13 protein-coding genes are annotated in these 19,766 nt (G+C 40.7%); 6 read left to right on the top strand and 7 right to left on the bottom strand.

Annotated features, from left to right (window positions below):
• The first annotated feature begins 110 nt into the window (after nucleotides 1-110).
• Complete coding sequence (locus tag BCU94_RS11250; RefSeq protein ID WP_102437072.1) at nucleotides 111-782, top strand: oligogalacturonate-specific porin KdgM family protein; 672 nt, start codon at nucleotides 111-113, stop codon at nucleotides 780-782.
• Nucleotides 783-964: 182 nt separating this feature from the next.
• Here the strand turns inward: BCU94_RS11250 and BCU94_RS11245 are convergent, their stop codons facing one another.
• The 5 genes from BCU94_RS11245 to BCU94_RS11225 form a co-directional block, all read right to left on the bottom strand.
• Nucleotides 965-3,379 (bottom strand): EAL domain-containing protein, encoded by a 2,415-nt coding sequence (locus BCU94_RS11245; protein WP_241904992.1) that lies wholly within the window; start codon nucleotides 3,377-3,379, stop codon nucleotides 965-967.
• A gap of 231 nt (nucleotides 3,380-3,610) precedes the next feature.
• Complete coding sequence (locus BCU94_RS11240; protein ID WP_102476439.1) at nucleotides 3,611-4,558, bottom strand: diguanylate cyclase; 948 nt, start codon at nucleotides 4,556-4,558, stop codon at nucleotides 3,611-3,613.
• Between the two features lie 678 nt (nucleotides 4,559-5,236).
• On the bottom strand, nucleotides 5,237-6,376 hold the full coding sequence (locus BCU94_RS11235; RefSeq protein WP_102476438.1) for a DUF917 domain-containing protein: 1,140 nt from the start codon (nucleotides 6,374-6,376) through the stop codon (nucleotides 5,237-5,239).
• Between the two features lie 112 nt (nucleotides 6,377-6,488).
• The gene (locus tag BCU94_RS11230; protein ID WP_102476437.1) at nucleotides 6,489-7,877 is read right to left on the bottom strand and encodes a cytosine permease; all 1,389 of its coding nucleotides are present in this window, start codon (nucleotides 7,875-7,877) and stop codon (nucleotides 6,489-6,491) included.
• Nucleotides 7,878-7,941: 64 nt separating this feature from the next.
• On the bottom strand, nucleotides 7,942-10,095 hold the full coding sequence (locus BCU94_RS11225; RefSeq protein ID WP_102476436.1) for a TonB-dependent receptor: 2,154 nt from the start codon (nucleotides 10,093-10,095) through the stop codon (nucleotides 7,942-7,944).
• A 229-nt stretch (nucleotides 10,096-10,324) separates the two neighbouring features.
• On the opposite strand from BCU94_RS11225, the gene BCU94_RS11220 reads away from it, so the two are divergent.
• Nucleotides 10,325-10,852: an Lrp/AsnC family transcriptional regulator gene (locus BCU94_RS11220; RefSeq protein ID WP_102437084.1), complete on the top strand. Its 528-nt coding sequence runs from the start codon at nucleotides 10,325-10,327 to the stop codon at nucleotides 10,850-10,852.
• A 121-nt stretch (nucleotides 10,853-10,973) separates the two neighbouring features.
• Here BCU94_RS11220 and BCU94_RS11215 read toward each other — a convergent pair whose 3' ends face one another.
• Together BCU94_RS11215 and BCU94_RS11210 are read right to left on the bottom strand one after the other, a co-directional pair.
• Complete coding sequence (locus tag BCU94_RS11215; protein WP_102476435.1) at nucleotides 10,974-12,335, bottom strand: leucyl aminopeptidase family protein; 1,362 nt, start codon at nucleotides 12,333-12,335, stop codon at nucleotides 10,974-10,976.
• A gap of 272 nt (nucleotides 12,336-12,607) precedes the next feature.
• Complete coding sequence (locus tag BCU94_RS11210) at nucleotides 12,608-13,003, bottom strand: hypothetical protein (protein WP_102437087.1); 396 nt, start codon at nucleotides 13,001-13,003, stop codon at nucleotides 12,608-12,610.
• Nucleotides 13,004-13,673: 670 nt separating this feature from the next.
• Between BCU94_RS11210 and BCU94_RS11205 the strand changes: the two genes are divergently transcribed.
• The 4 genes from BCU94_RS11205 (at nucleotide 13,674) to BCU94_RS11195 (ending at nucleotide 19,761) form a co-directional block, all read left to right on the top strand.
• Nucleotides 13,674-14,840, top strand: coding sequence for a N(5)-(carboxyethyl)ornithine synthase (locus BCU94_RS11205; protein ID WP_102476434.1), 1,167 nt, complete (start codon nucleotides 13,674-13,676; stop codon nucleotides 14,838-14,840).
• A gap of 276 nt (nucleotides 14,841-15,116) precedes the next feature.
• Nucleotides 15,117-17,300, top strand: coding sequence for an OsmC domain/YcaO domain-containing protein (locus BCU94_RS11200; protein ID WP_102476433.1), 2,184 nt, complete (start codon nucleotides 15,117-15,119; stop codon nucleotides 17,298-17,300).
• Nucleotides 17,301-17,485: 185 nt separating this feature from the next.
• Nucleotides 17,486-17,632 carry a hypothetical protein gene (locus BCU94_RS19590; RefSeq protein ID WP_157937396.1) on the top strand — a complete coding sequence of 49 codons (147 nt, stop codon included), beginning with the start codon at nucleotides 17,486-17,488 and terminating at the stop codon, nucleotides 17,630-17,632.
• A 188-nt stretch (nucleotides 17,633-17,820) separates the two neighbouring features.
• Nucleotides 17,821-19,761: a S9 family peptidase gene (locus BCU94_RS11195; RefSeq protein ID WP_102476432.1), complete on the top strand. Its 1,941-nt coding sequence runs from the start codon at nucleotides 17,821-17,823 to the stop codon at nucleotides 19,759-19,761.
• Nucleotides 19,762-19,766: the final 5 nt, after the last annotated feature.

Here is a 19,766-nt window from a genome sequence, read left to right as displayed (position 1 = left end):
TATTTTACAATATTGTATTACTTATTAAGGCTGTTAATTGAATTTATACTGGGTACATGAGTGGCTTTTTAATTCGATGTATCATAGCTATGATGTGAGGGTTTATTGTAATGACTGCTAAAAATCTGCTTTTGTGTGGCTGTGTCGCTCTGTTTACTTGCTCTACCGTTTCTGCTGCATCATTTAACGTTCGTCAAGAATTTCGAGCTGAGTCTGGTGAGTCGACTCGGGTCAAAATAGGTAGCAGTATTGGTAATTTTAATTATAGTGGCGAGTTAAAATTTAAGCCTGTAGATGGTTCTGATAGGAAGTCTAGCCAAAATAATGGTTGGGAGTTAGGTTTAGATTATCGCTTTAAAATTAACGATAACTGGACCATAGTGCCAGGGATGCCCATTGAGGCCCGTGAAAAAGGAATGACCTATAAACCGCAAATTCGAGTAAACTATGCCGTTGACAGCATTCAAGGTTTAACCATTACAGCTCGTTATCGTCATGACTTTTATAGAAATAATTCCGATGTTGATAAGCAGCGTCATCGATTGACCACAGGTTTTGGTTATACCACTCACGATTGGAAATTTGGTTTTGAAGCTGATTTATATAAGGCCGTTGATTACAATATTTATGACAATGGTGATACCAATTATGAGTTGAATCTAACCGTAGCTCGTAAGATAGGCCAGTGGACACCTTATGTTGAATTTGGTGATATTAATGTCAGTAATGATAGCCCTGATCGTGAGCTACGTACTCGAATAGGGTTAACTTATAGTTATTAAGATATAATAATTTCATCCAGCGTTAGTGGTCATTTAGTTTTATCAATATATTCACTAAGCTTAGGAATGAAGGTTTATCTGCAAAGGTAAGCTTTCTGCAAACTGATATCGCTTTAGATAGTTATTGAAAAGTTAATTCCTATCACGACAGATAATTATTCTGATTAACCTTTAAAACTGAATCAGTTAAAAAGCGCGGTTAATGCTACTGGTGTTGATGACGTATCAGGTTGTGAAAATCGAGCTTCAAATTTATCGATAGTTTCAGGTTTGCCACACAAATATCCTTGATAGTGACTGCAGCCTTCTTTTGATAAAATCTGTCGCTGTGATTCATCTTCTACCCCCTCAGCTATCACGGTTAAACCCAAATTATGTGCCATTGCTATGATGGTGCGGACAATTTCTTGATCGCACTTATCTTCAACCAAACCATCGACAAAAGATTTATCTATTTTAAGTTGGAAAAGAGGTAATTTTTTCAAATATTGTAAAGATGAGTAGCCGGTTCCAAAGTCATCTAGTGAAAACTGAATGCCTAATGCAGCAATTTGGTTCATTTTTACTATGGTTTTATCGATATCATTTAATAGAATTGATTCGGTTAATTCTAGCTTCAGTAATTCAGGGCGAACCTTATGGTATGTTAATGCGGATTTTATTGTTGCGACAAAATTGTCTTGGAGAAATTGTCTCGCACTGACATTGATCGCTAAGGTGAGTGATTCAGTTGAGCTATTTTGCTGCCATAATTGCAGTTGTGCACAGGCGGCGTCTAATACCCAATGACCAATTGAAATAATCGAACCATTTTGCTCTGCAACGGGAATAAACTCTACCGGAGGAACAAGACTCCTGTTGGGGTGATTCCAGCGCAATAGCGCTTCAGCACCTAATGGATTGTTATGCTTGTCTACTTGAACTTGGTAATAAAGTTCAAATTGTTTATTTTCAATAGCATGATTTAATTCTGCTTCTAGCGCGACGCGATTAGAGATATTGGCTTGCATTTGGGGGTCAAAAAATCGCATTGAATTGCGGCCATCGTCTTTAGCTTTATACAAGGCGATATCGGCTTGTTTCAGTAATTCATCAACGGAGGTATTTTTGTTTTTAACTAAAGTAATACCAATACTGGTGCTAATGGAATAATCATGGCCATTTAGTTGATAGGGTAAATTAATTGAGGCGAGTATTTTTTTGGCAATATCTTTGCTTTGCGTGGCAGCTATAGTGGATTTACCACTTAATGCTTCAATTAAAATTACGAATTCATCGCCGCCAAAACGAGATACTGTATCGCTTTCTCTAATGCACTGTACCAGCCGTTTTGCCACTTTTTTTAGGAGTATGTCTCCCATATCATGGCCTAAGGTATCATTGAGGGTTTTGAAATTATCAAGGTCTAAAAACAGTAATGCCCCTTTTTGGTTATGACGGCTGTTTTTTAATAAAGAATGATTGAGGCGGTCCATAAGTAAACGACGGTTTGGCAGTCGAGTTAATGGGTCAAAATAAGCTAAATCGGCAATTTTTTTCTCAGCTTGTTTATTAAGGGTGATATCACAGATGGTGCCGACATAATTGGTAATGACAGAATTATTATCAGTGACCGCAGTGATAGTGAGCTTTTGTGGGTAGATATCGCCATTTTTTTTCTTATCCCAAACTTCACCCTCCCAATAACCGTGCTCTTTGATTATTTTCCACATCTGTAGGTAAAACGGCTTTTTGTGTTTGCCGGAAGATAAAATACTCGGATTTTGACCAAGGACCTCATCGGCATCATATCCGGTAATCCTAGAAAAGGCGCGATTTACGCGTAATATTTTGTTATTGGTATCAGTGACCAGCATGCCTTCTTGGGTTTCAAAAGCGGTTGCAGCAATCCGCAAATCTTCATGCGTTTTTCTCAGGCTACTATCACGGTTAAATAAGTTTCTTAGGACCATTGTGGCTGTAATGCAGCCTGACAAAATCGTAAATAGTGAAAATGCAGTAAATAGGATCCACAATGTAGTATGTGACTTTTCACTTCTTTGTTGAGCCTGTATTACTAAATTAGCCGCTTTGTTTGAAGAGTAGTCAACGATATAGTCCATTCTATTCATTAAAGCTTGATACAAGGGGGTAGCCTGATTTTTTATCAGTTTTTCAGCATTTGTAATGTCATGGTTTATAAGCAATTCAATAATATCTTGTTGAATGCGCTGAAGCTGTAAAGTAAATGAAATTGCCTCAGTGACTTTGGTCATATCACCTAAAAAATTTGTTTGGATGATGTTTAAATTATCAGCCAATGTAGTTTGTATTTTGTCGGTCTCAACAACAAAGGTGTCACGCCTAATATTACTTTGGTCAATGAGGCTATAGAGTAGCTGGTTTCTTAGGGTTGTAATTGATTGTCGTGAAATACGCGCAGCGGCGTTGACTTGAAAAGGGTGTTGGTAGATTTTATTGGTTTGAGAAGTAAAGTCATGTATCTCATTGTTTAATTGAAATGCGAATGACAGCAAACCGGCAAAAACAAAGGTATATCCTGACAATGTAATCAATAAAAGTTTGGCATAAGGCCTTAAAAATTGTCCTAATGACATAAAGCATCCCGAATCCATTCATAAGCTTATAATAAACTATAGTCGCAACTACCTCATTATGCGGGTAATTCACCAATAATATTTAAAAAACTCGAGCTAGCGCTTATTTGCATTTCAAAATCGCTTATATTTTCCTAAACCAGTGATGAAAAACTTAATCTAAATGAGCTTTATGCCATTAGTTATACTTTCTTATGTCCAACTATTCTGTTAAATCACAAATAATAACCACTAGGAAATATTGCTTATTTCTATGCTGGCGACTTGGTTTCTTCCATTCGATTTAGCAAGATACAGTTGCTTATCAGCAAGTTCCAATAACATACCTTGCTGCATTTCCTTATGAGGTACAACGGTAGCTACGCCTGCACTGATGGTGATGTAGTCTGATACATTTGAAAAGCCGTGTTCGATTTTTAGGGCGTTGATGTTATCGACAATTGATTTGGCTTTATGTTCAGCGCCACAAAAATCAGTTTGTGGCAAAATACACACAAATTCTTCACCGCCGTAACGTGCCACTAAATCACAAGGACGTTTCAGTGTCTGTTGTATTGTTTTGGCAACCTGGGCTAGGCAGTTATCTCCTTGCTGGTGGCCATAGTTATCGTTGTATTGCTTAAAGACATCAATATCTAACAGGATGATGGAAATAGGCTCTTTTTTACGAACACAATGGCGCCAATTTGCGGCAAAACGCTGGTCAAACTGGCGTCTGTTAGCGACACCCGTTAACGCATCGTACATGGCAAAAGAGCGCAATAAATCCGATTGCTGTTTGAGCCTCAATTGATTTTTAACTCGGGTTTTGGTGATGATGGGGTTAATAGGTTTATGAATAAAATCTACTGCGCCAAGTTGAAGTCCTTTTACCTCAGTGGCTTCTTCAAAATGAGCTGTAATAAATATAACGGCGATATTGGCCGTGAGTGGATTCGCTTTGAGTTGTTTGCATACTTCAAAACCATTTACTGTCGGCATTTCTATATCAAGTAATACCATATCTGGTTGTAAACCCATGCATACGTCGATGACTTGATCGCCATCGGTCGCCATGAAAATATTATAGTCTTCTTGCAATAATTTTTTAATTATTTTGACATTAACAATTTGGTCATCGACCACCAAAATTTTGCCTTTAACGTCATGTTGGGACACAATGAGGTCTGAAATTTCCATTTATAACCCTTCTATAATCCCATTTACGCGAACTAATTAGGGCTGCTAACACAGCGCTACTGTTAGTCGAGTAAATGCTGATTTTCTATTAGTTTAATAAGCTCAATCCTTGCTCTACTAAATTAATATTAGCAAACATCCTTTAAAAAGCATCAGCGTTAGTTATGTTTCGGCGAAATAGCGGTTTTAACTAATCCCATAGGAAGCGTGATGGTTTAGTTTTACCGAGTGGTTAGACTGTTGTTAGCTCTTTATTGATTAGTTCAACTGTGGTGACTTCACATTAGGTATCTCGAGATAGCGGTAATATCAGTAGCGATACTTTTTAGAACTTAAAGTGAGATAAAAATCCTATTTTTGAAATTATATGGGGTATTAAAAGCTTAATCCAATGGAGGAAATGCTTATCAATCAGTGAACGTTTTTGTACAGCTCAATAGACAGAAAAACATCTAAATCACCTTTAACTAGCAGGCAAAGTAGCAGAAAGTGGAAGATCAATTTGTCAGTGGCATTATTGCTTGGTAACAGTGGCAGTAATTGTGGTTATTGCTCTATTAAATGAACCTAATGATGGTTAAATGAATAGGTTCATTTCGCATATTTTCTATTTAGTTTTTATTTATGAGCATTTAAGCACTTAATTTAGCTAGAAATTAATTTAACCTGTTTAAGCATTTAGTCATGGTTTTCAAAATGAGTCGCTTGCAAAAAATGACGCTCTACCGCAGCTTGGTAGGGCGCATCTATGCCTACGTAAGCGGGACCAAAAGCCTGTAAGCCTTTTTCGGTGACAAACTCTTTTGGTGCTGGCAGTACTATAACGGCAACATTGACGCCATAACTGACATTGGGGTTAGTGATAGGGCTATTGCTATCCATGTCTAGGCAGCAAATTAAATCAGGAATAGTGACATCAACAACGCCATTTAAGCGGCTCACTAAATTCTCGTTTTTTACTTCAATATGGTAACGGTCATTGAGATGTTGGCCTGTGCCGTCAATAAATATGTCTCCAAGAGTGAAACCGTCTTGGGTTTTAAATTGATATTTGGCAACTGAGCCTCTAAAGGCCACATAGCCTCCACCATGGCTGGCAATGGCATCGGCGATATCTTGGTTGTTTTCTTTGGCTAACCGGTAGGCTTTACCTATTTCAAGTGACTTAGATATGGTGCCTTTAATCACCGCATCTTTAACCTGCTCTATGGGCATCGCATGATCGATAGCAGCAATGTCGTTACGGCTTATCATCGATAAGGCTCTTACCACGTTTTCGGCGCGTAAATCATCAATAACATTTTCACAAATAAAGCATTCGCCAAACTCGTTGGCGGTGACAATGGGCGCAGCAGGGATGTTATTGAAATAGTAGGTTGAATGGGTTATTTCAGGTACCGCACGACCTGCCACATCGGCGTCAATAATATAGCCATTAGCCATGGCGGCCACGTAAAACGAAATAGCGGTATTTGAGCCGCCTAATTCACAGCAAATGGTGCCATAAAACTCATCGCCAGTGTATTTTTCTAACCGTCTAAATGCGGTCATAATCGATGAGCTGCTGCTTTTAGGTAAGCGGGTATATTGCTGTTCTTCTTCAGGTGTCATTGGTGATAATGCCCCTAGCATATAGGGGGTGCAAATCTTTTTGCCCTGGGGCACATCATCAACACTAACAAGCTTAAATGTCTTACCTTCAGCCAGTGCTTTATCAATATAGTAAAAGCCTTCATCTAGCTCACCGCCACCGCCTGTGCCTAATATAGCGCAGCCGTGCAAGATATCTGATAGGTCAACTCTTGTTAGTGTTTTCATAAATAATAGCTCTTAAACTTAAACTTTTTATGGTGTTGATCTTATGCCAACGCTGCAAAATTTGTGTTCCATTTGTGCCGCGAAGCAAAAACATTCCTATGTATTTACTGGCTTAAGCAATGGATTTTTTTGCAAAAGCTTGCATCAATAAATAGTAGGTTGGCGCGGTGACTAAAATGGCGTCGCATACTTCAATACCTGTGATGGTGATTAGGCCATGATTGGTCAGCATTGAGGTTGCAATTCCCACAGCCCAGGCGATAACGGCAAGGTAATTAACCGCCGCAACTTGGCTTAATTCACTTAACAGGTAAGATTGTTTATTACGTACGATGAAAAAATCCACCACATAAATCGCCGCAACAGGGGTGAAGATAATCGATAGGCTAAATAAGAAGTCAGTAAAATTAGCCAGTAAATTAAATGAAGCGATAATCGTGCCTAATACGCCTGAAACCACGATGATTTTCCATTCTTTCCAGCTAATATTTATGGCGTTAAAACCCAGCGCGGCGCTGTATAAATTGACCACGTTGGTGACCCAGCTCGACATGATGAGCAAGATAAACGCTAAAGTGCCAATGCCTAATGTGAGCATGACAGCCAGAATATCACTTTGTTGCACCGCAATACCTGCCATGGCTGCAGCGATATAAACGAAGCTGTTGAGTACTAAAAATGGCAGAAATGAAGCGATAATGGTGTCATTGGTGGTTTTTGCAAACCGGCTAAAGTCAGGCATTAATACCACGCTGACAATAAAACTGCCGACAACGGCTGATACCGCTTCACCAAAGGTGAGTTCAATGCTGTTAAACTGAGTAACTGCATCTGGGGCGATGACATAACCGACACTTTTATAGAGCATATAAGCCACTAACATAAATAGAATCGGCACGAATAAACTGGACAGCTTTTCAATCAGCTTAAAGCCCCAAATAGTGGTGAGGGTAATTAACATTCCGGCTGATACTTCTAATAGCCACAATGGCACTGTCACAGTAAATAACTGTTGAAACAGGGCTTGAGAGACTTCGCTAAACAGATTGATGTTAACCCCATACCAACCCAGTAAAGATAATACAAACGCAAGGCTGAGCAGGTTTGCTCCTTTGCGGCCAAAGACAAATTTCATGGTCATGCATGAGGTTAGGCGGTTGTGCATGCCAACTAAGCCAGTGACAGTGCCAAGTACTGACAAAATAATGCCGCCAATAATAAAGGCGTAAATACTTTGGCTAAGGCCTAACGCGCCGCCAAGCTCAAGCCCGGTGATTAGACCCGGCACGGCAAATGCCAATCCACCGTTTATCATGCCAATGCGCACGCCGCCGACGGTTTTATCTTGCGGCACGGGGCGAGTGGCATAATCATCAAATAGATCATTGTTTGCACTATTTTTAGAGCTATATTCAGAGCTATATTCAGAGCTTGGCTTAGGGCTGTGTTCTTGGTTGTTTCTTGCGCAGTATTCAGCGCTAGGTGTCAGACGGTTAGGCATAAGTTCTACTTGTAAAAATAGGCCCCTAATCTAGAGGCCTGTATGGGAGTGACGATGTATTGCCTTAGAAATTATAAATCGCTTCGATACCATATGTTCTCGGTTTATTAGGCATGCGGGCTAAATCGGTTACGCCATCACCATAAAAGAAGATATCTTCAATGGTGCGCTCGTCAGTTAAGTTATTGACATATAGCTGCACTGTCCAATCGTCAGACTTCAAACCGACCCCAGCATTAATTGAGGTGAAGGTTGACGAAGTAACATGTGGGATTTCAATATCAAAATATTGTGGCCCTTGCACCTGAATATCAGCTCGAGATACCAGTGACCAGTTTGAGCTAATAGGGAAGTAATGATCTGCAGATAAACTATAAGTATATTCTGGCACCCATACTTGTGATTCACCTTCAAGCTCAGGTCTATCTGTAAACTCTTTTATTTCTGAGTCAATATAACCTGCATTAAAACGTACATTGAGGTTTTCTGTCGCAGCCCAGCCTAATTCGATTTCAGCGCCTTTAGTGAGCACGTCATCAATGGCGAGGTTTTCAAGGGTAAAGCTGTCGACATTAAATTGGGTAATTTGTGCATCAGATTGGGAGATGACAAATAACGCACCGTTTAAGGTCAGTTTATTTGAGAATAGGGTGGTTTTAAAACCCGCTTCGTAGCTGTCAGACACTTCCTGATTGTAAACACGGTTTATACCTTCTGCGGGCTCGTTAAAGCCTCCACTTCTAAAACCTTTTGAGTAGCCAGTATAAAGCAGCAACTCCTCATTCATTTGATAAGCTAAAGTCACCTTAGGTTGCCATTGGCTAAAGGTATCCTCTGCAAACGTATCAACAGGGAAGTTAGGGTCGTAAGACTCACGTTTGTCGCTATCAAAACGTAGCGCTGCCGTTAATTCTAACTTGTCAGTAATGTCGTAGTTAATTTGACCTGATAATGCCCAGGCTTTGCTGCTGTTTTTATCGGCGATGGTTAGATACATCATCTCATCGGTAAAATCGTTTCTGTCTAGCGGCACATCGCCTAAGAAGTCGTCAAAGAAGTTAATGGTGTTGTCACGTTTCTTGTCTTGATAGAAAGCTGACACTGCCCATCTTAAATCCTGATCACTTTGAGAAGTAAAGCGTGATTCAACCGTCAGTGATTTCACATCAAATAAGCCTTCAGTGCCAAAAGGGGCACGGAAAAAATCATCTTCATCAATAAAGGTCGGGTCGGCGGAGTAATCGCCATCGTAAAAGTGTTTGTTTTCAGAGCTACTGTAAGCAGTGATAAAGTCAAAGGTACCTAAGTCATAATGCTGGGTAAGTTTGGCGCTGACTTCATATACATCACGTTGGTCGTTATTACGGATGTTTTGCGAGGTGCCAATATCAAAGTCTTCCGCGCTGTCTTCAGTGACGCCTTGATAATAAGCAAAGCCGGCATCGCTGGTGGTGTAACGGCCGCGCAGGTTTAAACTGGTGTCGTCTGTGAGATCAAATTCAAGCTGGGCAAACACTGAGTCTTCTGAAAAGTAATCTGCTGGCTCATCTAAAAACACATTATCAATTAAGCCATCAGAGTTTTTGGTATAACCGCCAACACGGAAAAATGCGCTGCTGTCATCATTAAGCGCGCCCGATACCACGCCATTTAAATTATAGGTATTGCCGTTACCGTATGAGCCTTTAATGGTGCCTTCTAACTCTTCGGTTGGTTTTTTGGTGGTGACAATCACTGCGCCGCCAATGGCGCCTTTACCGTAAAGTGCACCCTGTGCACCGCGCATGACTTCAATACGCTCAATGTCGACTAAATCTTGGTTAATAAATTCTAAATCGGGTGCGGTGACCCCATCAACCACAAAAGCCAGCGGCGCATCGCCCACTTGCGGGGTAATTAAGCCGCGGATAGTGATACGGGCAAGGCCTGGTCTGAAGTTGTCCAACTGGCTTAAATTAGGCGTGAGATCGGCAACATCTCTGAAATTTTCAATACGCTGGTTTTGGATCATATCAGCACTAAACGCGGTTACCGAGTCTGGTACATTCTGTAAGGTTTCTACACGGCCACGAGCACTAATCTCGATGCGCTCTATTCCGCTAGTGGCTTCAACAGTTTGTGGCTCATTGTTCTCAGCGTGGGCTGAACTAACAAGCGATAAACCCACCGCAGTGGCTAATATTGATTTTGCGAAAAAACGACGATTAGTATGACTCATATTTTGGCCCTCATAGGCTTCCTTGCATAAATATGTAGTTATTATGCATTTGTGTGATCCGTTATAACCATTGTGGGACTTTGGCGGAAAATAATATTTTGTAATGCAGCAAAAATGCAGTAAAAATTTGTCGCTTTGAGAGGAAACACGGGACATTTTGCAAATTAATCATGGATAATCCACTATAGGTAGCGAAAACCATAGATAAAATAACACTAGGTTTCTGAAAATGAAAAAGAAAGTAAAGATTGATAGTTACAACAAAAAAATATTGGCGACCCTACATCTTGAGGGGGATTTGACCAATATTGAATTAGCTGAAAAAGTAAACCTTTCACCTAGTGCTTGTTTTCAGCGAGTTAAATCGTTAAAAGAAGCCGGCTATTTCAGAACCTTTCATGCGGATGTGAATTTAGAGCAGATTTGTGAGCACGTGATGGCCTATGTGGAGTTTACCTTAACCGATAACACAGCACCGTCGCGGCGACGCTTTGTTAGTGCTATTCAAGATATTCCAGAATTTATGGATTGCATGCAGCTTGCTGGTGATGTGGATTATATGTCGTTAAGTTGCTTTCCCAATATCAAAAAACTCAATGAGATCTGTACCGAGCTTTCAGACAGATCAGAGCTAAGTATCAAAAATATTAAGACCCGTATCGTACTTGAACGCAGTAAGTGGTTTTTAGGCTATCCGTTATCAAGTTTGAAGTGGTTAGATGATAATGGTCAAGATGTAGACCGTGGCGCTGAGTAAGCTTAATAGCTATGCAGTGTTTTTTGTTTGCTATATAAAACAGTGATAAAAGTATCATGGTTTTAATAAAGAAAAGGCCTGTATCGACAGGCCTTTTCGCTAATGAGGTTTTGGGCTTAGTTTACTTATCAAATCGATTTTGCAGGTAATCAAATACCGCACGAATACCAAAGGCTTCACCACCCACAGGACGACCCGGTAATTTACGGTTATTCCATGCCATCACATCGAAGTGACTCCAGCTAATATCTTTATCAACAAAGGCCTCAAGATAAAGTGCTGCGGTAATTGCGCCGCCAAATGGAGTTTTGCCGCAGTTGGCTAAGTCAGCAATATCACTACAGGTTAAGTCATAATAAGATTTATGCAGTGGCATGCGCCAAACTGGGTCGTCTACAGATAAACCCGATGCGGTAATATCGGCGGCCACTTGGTCATCGTTACTAAAGAACCCCGGCAGCTCGGTGCCTAAAGCAACTCGCATAGCCCCTGTTAAGGTGGCAAAATCAATCATTAGCTCAGGTTTGTCGTTATTGGCTTCAGCAAGGGCATCACACAATACTAAGCGGCCTTCGGCGTCAGTATTATCAATTTCAACGGTCAGCCCTTTGCGGGTAGTAATCACATCACCGGGCCTAAAGGCATTGGCTGAAACGGCATTTTCAACCGCAGGAACCAATACCCGCAGACGAATAGGTAAGTTGCTCGCCATAATCAATTGCGCTAAACCAATAACATGCGCTGCGCCGCCCATGTCTTTTTTCATAAAGCGCATGCCGGCGCCGGGTTTTAAATCAAGGCCACCAGAGTCAAAACACACACCTTTACCTACTAGGGTCACTTTAGGAGCCGATTCATCACCCCAAGTTAAGTCGATTAAGCGCGGAACATTTGCGCTGGCGCGGCCAACCATATGAATGGTCGGGTAGTTTTGCTCAAGTAGTTCATCACCGACAATTTGGTTGAGCTTAGCGCCAAATTCTGTCGCCATGGCGCTCATGGTCTCAGCTAAGTGTTGCGGCATCATATCGGCGGCGGGTGTGTTAACCAAGTCACGGACTAATGACACTGAGCGGATGAACTTATTAGCTTCATCAGCTTGCGCACTAGTCGGCACAATAAGCTGTGGAATTTGCTTGTCGCTTTTTTTGTAGCGATCGAACTGATATGCCCCTAAACCCCAACTAAATGCGGCGGTTTTTATCTGCTTGTCATCCGCGTTTAATTGGTATTGACCTGCGGGCAGTTGATTAACCAGATCACCACACAGCCAATAAGAGTCATCTTGGTTACTCACAAAAATAACTTCAGCTAACTCACCTTCGGTATTAGGAATTAAGCTCATGCCTTTACCTGAAAACTGGGTGGTGGTGAGCCAGTTAGTAACATTTTTAGACTGCTTATCGCGCCACTGTGCAAATGTTTCGCTATTGAAAATAGACAGGGGAATGCCTGAAACACCTGAAATAATGATATTGCTCATAGTAGGACTCGTTGATTGCGATGAGTTTAAGGATATCCCTAAGAGTATCAGGCTGATTTGATTCTAGAAAGCATAGAGATGGTTTTAGTGTGCTTGTTTGCTGCAATAGATGACTATAGTGGAATGGCGCGACTGAAATAGGCGGTTATGAGCTGAGGTTACGACTACTTTTTGGCAAAGTTATTAGGATTGCTAAAAAATAACCGTGGTAGTTGCTTATTAGTTTAGCTACTGGCTATTGTCACTTATCAGTTAGGCTGTGGCTATTTGGGTTAACTGGTTTTGTTAATGGCGTTTTTTCGAGCATTGGCTTTGCGTTCGGACATATTATTGAATGAGCTTGGCAGCACGTCAACGCCTACCATTTTGCCGAGTTTTAATACCAAAGGAATAGTAATAGGGGCAAAAGGTAACACCGCGAAAACCCCTAAGCCCAAACCTTTGAGTAAGTCGGCAAATTGTTTATTGGCTTCGGCTAATTCATCCTTGTTGGCTTGCTTGCAGGTATAGCGTTTATAAGTCACCAGCATGGCTTTGGTTTCTTGCTTTTCTTGGGCTAAGGCCTGTTTTACCACCAACATATCCAGTTTTACACGTAGCCAAATGCGCCGTCTTCCAATACGGATAACGCGAATAGGGGCCTTGTGTAATAGCTGGTAGATACTCATGGGCGCGATTGTCGCATAGTGGCTGTAGTTAACCTATTTATTAAAGTGAATAGTTACATTTAGCTGATCTCGATGAGATCAGTGTAGTTGTTTTTAAGCATAATCTAATAATATAGACTGACTTTTTTAAAGATTATGCAAAAGTAGGCCAATTTAGCTGGCTTGACTTATCTTGTTTAAATGCGAGCCTATATTTAGCAGCCGCGGTTTTAACAGGACTAAAGCTGCGCATTTTAACTTTAGCGGGCTAATTTATGCTAAAGTAAGGCGCTTATCTTTTTTATCTTCTTCGGTAAATAGACAACCTCATCTTGTGCTATATGAGTTTTCAAAAGCGTTAGCAATGATTAATTCATTAAGTGCTCACACTGCTAGTTATATGAACTTCCCATAATTCTGTAGCTAAAACCTTCGTAGTGGATAAATGAGTATGCAATAAATTTCCCCTTCAAATATTGACACTTTATCGTCTGCGACGCTTTTTTAAGCTCGGTCACCGTAAAGTTCTTCCATTTATAAAACTCTATGTTAATTAGGCCGCGTTGTTTACGACTGTCGCATTAACCAGAGCAGATCCCACCTCTAATCATTAGAGCAACTGGCCATTGGCGAAAATAAACATTCGTGTATGCAGTCACATAGATCCATTGATATAACAAGGAACGATTACATGAACACGTTAAAAGTAGGAGTCATAGGGACTTCAAGAAAAGTAGACGAAAAACGCTTTCCCATTCACCCAGGACATTTACTGCGCATTCCGCAAGCGCTTCGAAAGCAACTCATATTTGAGCAAGGTTATGGCGAACCCTTTGGGATCTCAGATGCTGAAATTGCTGCATTAACTGGCGGTATTGCCACGCGTCATGATTTACTGGCAAATATTGGTACGGTAATTATTGCCAAGCCGGTGTTAGAAGATTTACAAGAGCTGCGTGAAGGCGGCACTTTATGGGGTTATGTACATTGTGTGCAGCAGCAAGATATTACTCAAGCAGCGCTAGATCGCAAACAAACCCTAATTGCTTTTGAAGATATGTTTATTTGGTCGGCAACGGGGCAAATGGGTCGTCATACTTTTTATAAAAATAATGAAATGGCTGGTTATTGTGCGGTGCTACACTCATTACAACTTAAAGGCATTGATGGCCACTATGGCGATCAACGTAAGACGATTATTTTTGGCTTTGGCGCCGTGAGTCGCGGCGCGATTTACGCCCTTAAAGCCCATGGTTTTAAAGACATTACCATTTGTATTCAGCGACCTGAAGAGCAAGTGCGTGAAGAAGTATTAGATTGTAACTATGTCCGTATTCGCGCAGGCGAGACGGGCGAAGCCCGAATGATGGTGGTTGAGCATGATGGCAGTAGCAGGCCATTAACAGAGCTCATCAGTGAAGCCGATATTATCGTTAACGGCACTTTTCAAAACACTGCCAAGCCAACTAATTTCGTTATCGAATCTGAAGCAGAGTGCCTAAAACCCCATAGTTTGATCATTGATGTCAGTTGCGATGAAAAAATGGGCTTCTTTTTTGCTAAGCCGACCACATTTAAACAGCCAATGTTTAACTATAAAACGGTGGATTATTATGCGGTGGATCATACCCCGACTTACCTTTGGGAAAGTGCTACTCGGTCGATTTCAGCAGCGCTGATTGTGTATTTACCTGCAGTGCTAGCAGGGCAGAGCGCTTGGCAGCAAAATGAAACCATTCGCCAAGCGATAAACATTGAAGAGGGCGTTGTTTTAAATGAGGCGATTTTATCGTTTCAGCACCGTGAGGCAGAGTACCCTTACAAGATTAAAGATATTGAATTAAGCCTCGCCGTTTAACTATGGTCATTTAACTATAGTCATTTAACTATAGTCATTTAACTATGGCAGATGTCATAAATAAATCTATATGTCGACTTAATCAGCAATAACTTAGCTGGTCATGTGCAAGCATGGCCAATGCTAAGCCTTTGATTATTGTTTAATGCAGGGGAAATTTTTCAGCTAATTAAGCAATAGTGACAATTAACCCAAGACTATTGCGCTAAAAACACCGATAATTCACCTCATTAGATATACCCGCCAATTTACAGCGCACGACTCTGGAACTATTCAATGGAAATCAAAGTTAATTTTCTCGACAACTTAAGACTTGAAGCCAAGTTTGACGACTTTACTGTTACTGCCGATCAGCCTATTCGCTACAAAGGTGATGGGTCAGCGCCAAGTCCGTTTGATTACTTCTTAGCGTCGTCAGCGCTGTGTGCGGCTTACTTTATCAAGGTGTATTGTAAAGCCCGTGATATTCCTACGGAAAATATCAAGCTATCACAAAACAACATTGTTGATCCTGAAGATCGTTATAACCAGATTTTTCAGATCCAAGTTGAATTACCAGATGATATTTCTGAAAAAGATCGTACCGGTATTTTACGTTCTATCGACCGCTGCACGGTTAAAAAAGTGGTGCAAACCGGCCCTGAATTTAAAATCGAAACCGTTGATGATTTAGCCGCTGACGCCAATGCCATGCTAATGGGTCAACCTGAAGGCGATACCAGCACCTACATCATAGGTAAAGACTTACCCCTTGAAGAAACCATCACCAACATGACTGCCATGCTAGCAGAGCTGGGGATGAAGATTGAAATTTCTTCATGGCGTAACATTGTGCCGAATGTGTGGTCACTGCATATTCGTGATGCAGCATCACCAGCCTGTTTTACTAATGGTAAAGGCGCGACGAAAGAGAGTGCGCTGTGCTCTGCATTAGGTGAATTCATTGAACGTTTAAACTGTAACTTCTTTTATAACGACCAGTTCTTTGGCGAAGAGATAGCTAATAGCGAGTTTGTGCATTATCCCAATGAAACATGGTTTGAGTTAGAAGAAGATGACTCGCTGCCAAGCGGCATTTTAGATGACTACTGTTTAGAGATTTATAATCCAGATGGTGAGTTAGTCGGTTCAAATCTGATAGATACCAACTCAGGTAACTTTGAGCGTGGTATTTGTACCATTCCTTATACTCGTCACTCAGATGGCGAAGTGGTTAATATCCCGTCTAACTTAATCGAGAACTTATTTTTAAGTAACGGCATGAGCGCGGGTAATAACCTAGCTGAAGCCAAGGTGCAGTGTTTATCTGAAATCTTTGAACGCGCGGTTAAACGCCAAATCATCGAGCAAGAAATTGTCCTGCCAGATGTGCCAATGGCTGTACTTGAAAAGTACCCAAGCATATTAGCGGGTATTAAAGGTTTAGAAGAACAAGGCTTCCCTGTTGTGGTTAAAGATGCCTCACTCGGTGGTCAATTCCCTGTAATGTGTGTCACCTTGATGAACCCTAAAACTGGCGGCGTATTTGCTTCATTTGGCGCCCATCCGAGTCTTGAAGTGGCGCTTGAGCGCAGCCTGACAGAATTATTGCAAGGTCGAAGCTTTGAAGGCTTGAACGATGTGCCAAAGCCGACGTTCAATAGCATGACAGTGACAGAGCCTGAAAACTTTGTTGAGCACTTTATTGACTCTACAGGTGTTATCTCGTGGCGTTTCTTTAGCAGCAATCATGATTATGATTTCTGCGAATGGGATTTCTCTGGTACTACGGAAGAAGAAACTGAAAGCTTATTTGGTATTTTAGCGGATATTGGCAAAGAAGCTTATATTGCTGAGTTTGACCAATTAGGCGCTGCGGTTTGCCGTATCTTGGTGCCTGATTACTCAGAAGTGTATCCAGTTGAAGATCTTATTTGGGACAACACCAATAAAGCGCTGGATTACCGTGAAGAGATTTTAAATCTGCATGTGTTAACCCATGAGCAGTTAACTGATTTAGTTGAGCGCTTAGAAGAAAGCCAATTGGATAATCAAACCGATATACCAACCTTAATTGGTATCGTGTTTGACGAAAACACCCCTTGGGGACAGTTAACCATCATCGAGCTTAAAATCTTAATCTACCTTGCGATAGGCAGGCTTGAAGATGCGATGGATTATGTTGGTGAGTTTTTACAATACAACGACAATACAGTCGAGCGCGGCTTGTTCTATCAAGCGGTTAATGCGGTATTAGAAGTCACCTTGGATGACGGTTTAGCGCTTGAGCACTTTATCAATAACTTCAACCGTATGTTTGGTGAAGACAATATGAAAAACGTTGTTGGCAGTGTCACTGGTGAGGTGAAGTTCTTTGGTTTGACTCAAACCAGCATGAAGCTTGAAGGTATCGAGCCGCACCTTAGATTGATTGAAAGCTATAAAAAACTGCATCAAGCACGGGCGAATGCCGCTAAATAACGAATACAGTTAAAACCAATTTAACAAAGCCCATTTCATGATGGGCTTTGTTGTTTTTGTCATTTGTATAAAGGTAATAGCATTTATCAATAACACTATATGAGCTCATTCTGTTAACTTATGGCTGAAATATGATTGAGATAAATCGTATCAGTCAGTTAAAAGTGAAGGCTAAAGGAACTTAGATGGCAACATTATTTAGGCTATTAATGATTATCACCGCAGCGTTTGCAATTACCACCTTAGTCATTTTTGTGATGTCTACTTTAGTGGGTTTGGGCGTTCCAGAGCATGCAAATAATACCTTTGGCTATCTCATTTCAACTTGCTAGTTAATGTATTCGCATAATCGTTATTTTATTTAAATGTTATAACGTTCCGCTTCAACTTCTGTTTTATTGATTCTCATACGGCTAGCCAATATTAGCATCTCCTGCTAGGTTGAATACTGTACTCAATAATTCATCGCTACTTTTTGAATTATCTCGTTTAAGTTCTCGGACATAATAAGGATATTTTCATGCTTAAAACCCTCATCACAACTGCTATCACAACAGCCATAATGGCGGTTGCACTAGGTGGTTGCTCGAATTCCAGTAACTCCAATGATGTTAAACCACAAGCTGATCCAATTGATTTAGTTGCCAGTAATTCAGTGGCATTTGAAACTTACAATGCTGAAGAGTTTTATAAAACCACCAGTGTATTTGGCTCTTCAATTAACCATTTAGGTAATGCTGTTTTAGTCAGTAATGATAAAAGCGGTATTTTCAATGCTTATCGTGTGCCTGTTGATGGCAGCCCGTCAAAACAACTGACGTTTTCAACTAAAGAATCAGTATTTGTTGAGTCGTGGTTTCCAAAAGACGAACGTTTTTTATATAGCGCGGATAAAGGTGGTGATGAACTTAATCATCTTTATGTCCAAGAGTTAGATGGCACTGACGTGGATTTAACCCCAGGCGAAGGCTTAAAAGCGTCAGTAATGTCATGGCATGAAGATGAGCAATCTTTCTTTGTGGTAACCAATGAACGAGATGCTAAGTATTTTGATGTTTATCAATATAATACTGAAGATTACAGTCGCCAATTAGTGTTTAAAAATGACTCTGGTTTTAGTGTAGAAAGTGTGAGTCCAAATGGCCGTTTTATCGCGCTGAGTAAAAGCCATTCAAACAGTAACTCAGATCTTTATTTAATCGACCTTAGATTGAAAATGGCAAAACCACGCTTGCTCACTGAACATAGTGGTGATGTGTCTTATTCGGTTGATACTTTTTCTAAAGACAATAAACGCTTGTTGTATGCCACCGATGAATTTGGTGAGTTCAATCAATCATGGGCATATGATTTAGCAACAGGTGAGAGCACCTTAAGCTATAAGGCAGATTGGGATGTCAGTTTTAGCTACTTTTCAAAAGATGGTCGTTTTCAAATTACCGGTGTCAATGCCGATGCGCAAACACAGTTGATTATTACTGATTTAACCACTAATTCTGAACTGCAATTACCGACCTTACCCAGTGGTGATTTACGCGGGGTAAATTTCTCTGATGATTCAAGTTCAATGGTGTTTTACATTAACTCAGATACTTCACCATCAAACTTATATACCCACAAATTAGGTACAGACTCGATACTTCGATTAACCAATTCTGGTAATCCAAACATAAAAGAACAGAATCTTGTTACCGGTGAAGTGGTGCGTTTTAAAAGCTTTGATGGTTTAGAGATTCCTGCGATTTTATATAAGCCTAAACAAGCTAATATGAAAAAAGTGCCCGCATTGATTTATATCCATGGTGGTCCTGGCGGGCAATCTCGCAAAGGGTACTCTGCAACAGTTCAACATCTGGTGAATAACGGCTATGCCATCATTAAGATTAACAATCGTGGTTCAAGTGGATATGGTAAAACGTTTTTTCACTTAGATGATAAACGTCATGGTGAAGATGATTTACAAGATGTGGTGTATAACAAAAAATACCTTCAAACCTTAGATTGGGTTGATGCCGATAAGATTGGTGTTATGGGTGGCAGTTATGGCGGTTACTTAACAATGGCTGCGATGGCATTTACTGATGAGTTTAAGGTCGGAATTAATATCTTTGGCGTTACTAACTGGGTGAGAACCCTTGAAAGCATACCGCCTTACTGGGAAGCATTTCGTAAAAGTCTTTATGACGAGTTAGGGGACCCAACGACAGATAAAGAGCGCTTACACAATATTTCACCAGTGTTTTTTGGTGAACAAGTGAAAAGCCCGGTGTTGGTGGTGCAAGGGGCAAATGATCCCCGAGTACTAAAAATTGAGAGTGATGAAATGGTCGAGTCAATCCGCTCGGGCGGCACTTATGTTGATTACCTTGTGTTTGATGATGAAGGCCATGGCTTTAGTAAAAAAGCTAACCGCATTAGTGCTTCTAATAAATACCTCGAATTTTTAAATACCTATTTATAAGTTCC

It is taken from the genome of Shewanella sp. 10N.286.52.C2, assembly GCF_002874545.1.
Taxonomy (GTDB): Bacteria; Pseudomonadota; Gammaproteobacteria; order Enterobacterales; family Shewanellaceae; genus Shewanella.
Note: the sequence above shows the minus strand (reverse complement) of the source record. Positions and strands in the feature narration are given on the sequence as shown.

Bases quoted from the DNA above. Each gene is read 5' to 3' on its own strand.
- BCU94_RS11250 (WP_102437072.1), top strand. From the start codon at position 111: ATGACTGCTAAAAATCTGCTTTTGTGTGGCTGTGTCGCTCTGTTTACT.
- BCU94_RS11245 (WP_241904992.1), bottom strand. From the start codon at position 3,379: ATGTCATTAGGACAATTTTTAAGGCCTTATGCCAAACTTTTATTGATT.
- BCU94_RS11240 (WP_102476439.1), bottom strand. From the start codon at position 4,558: ATGGAAATTTCAGACCTCATTGTGTCCCAACATGACGTTAAAGGCAAA.
- BCU94_RS11235 (WP_102476438.1), bottom strand. From the start codon at position 6,376: ATGAAAACACTAACAAGAGTTGACCTATCAGATATCTTGCACGGCTGC.
- BCU94_RS11230 (WP_102476437.1), bottom strand. From the start codon at position 7,877: ATGCCTAACCGTCTGACACCTAGCGCTGAATACTGCGCAAGAAACAAC.
- BCU94_RS11225 (WP_102476436.1), bottom strand. From the start codon at position 10,095: ATGAGTCATACTAATCGTCGTTTTTTCGCAAAATCAATATTAGCCACT.
- BCU94_RS11220 (WP_102437084.1), top strand. From the start codon at position 10,325: ATGAAAAAGAAAGTAAAGATTGATAGTTACAACAAAAAAATATTGGCG.
- BCU94_RS11215 (WP_102476435.1), bottom strand. From the start codon at position 12,335: ATGAGCAATATCATTATTTCAGGTGTTTCAGGCATTCCCCTGTCTATT.
- BCU94_RS11210 (WP_102437087.1), bottom strand. From the start codon at position 13,003: ATGAGTATCTACCAGCTATTACACAAGGCCCCTATTCGCGTTATCCGT.
- BCU94_RS11205 (WP_102476434.1), top strand. From the start codon at position 13,674: ATGAACACGTTAAAAGTAGGAGTCATAGGGACTTCAAGAAAAGTAGAC.
- BCU94_RS11200 (WP_102476433.1), top strand. From the start codon at position 15,117: ATGGAAATCAAAGTTAATTTTCTCGACAACTTAAGACTTGAAGCCAAG.
- BCU94_RS19590 (WP_157937396.1), top strand. From the start codon at position 17,486: ATGGCAACATTATTTAGGCTATTAATGATTATCACCGCAGCGTTTGCA.
- BCU94_RS11195 (WP_102476432.1), top strand. From the start codon at position 17,821: ATGCTTAAAACCCTCATCACAACTGCTATCACAACAGCCATAATGGCG.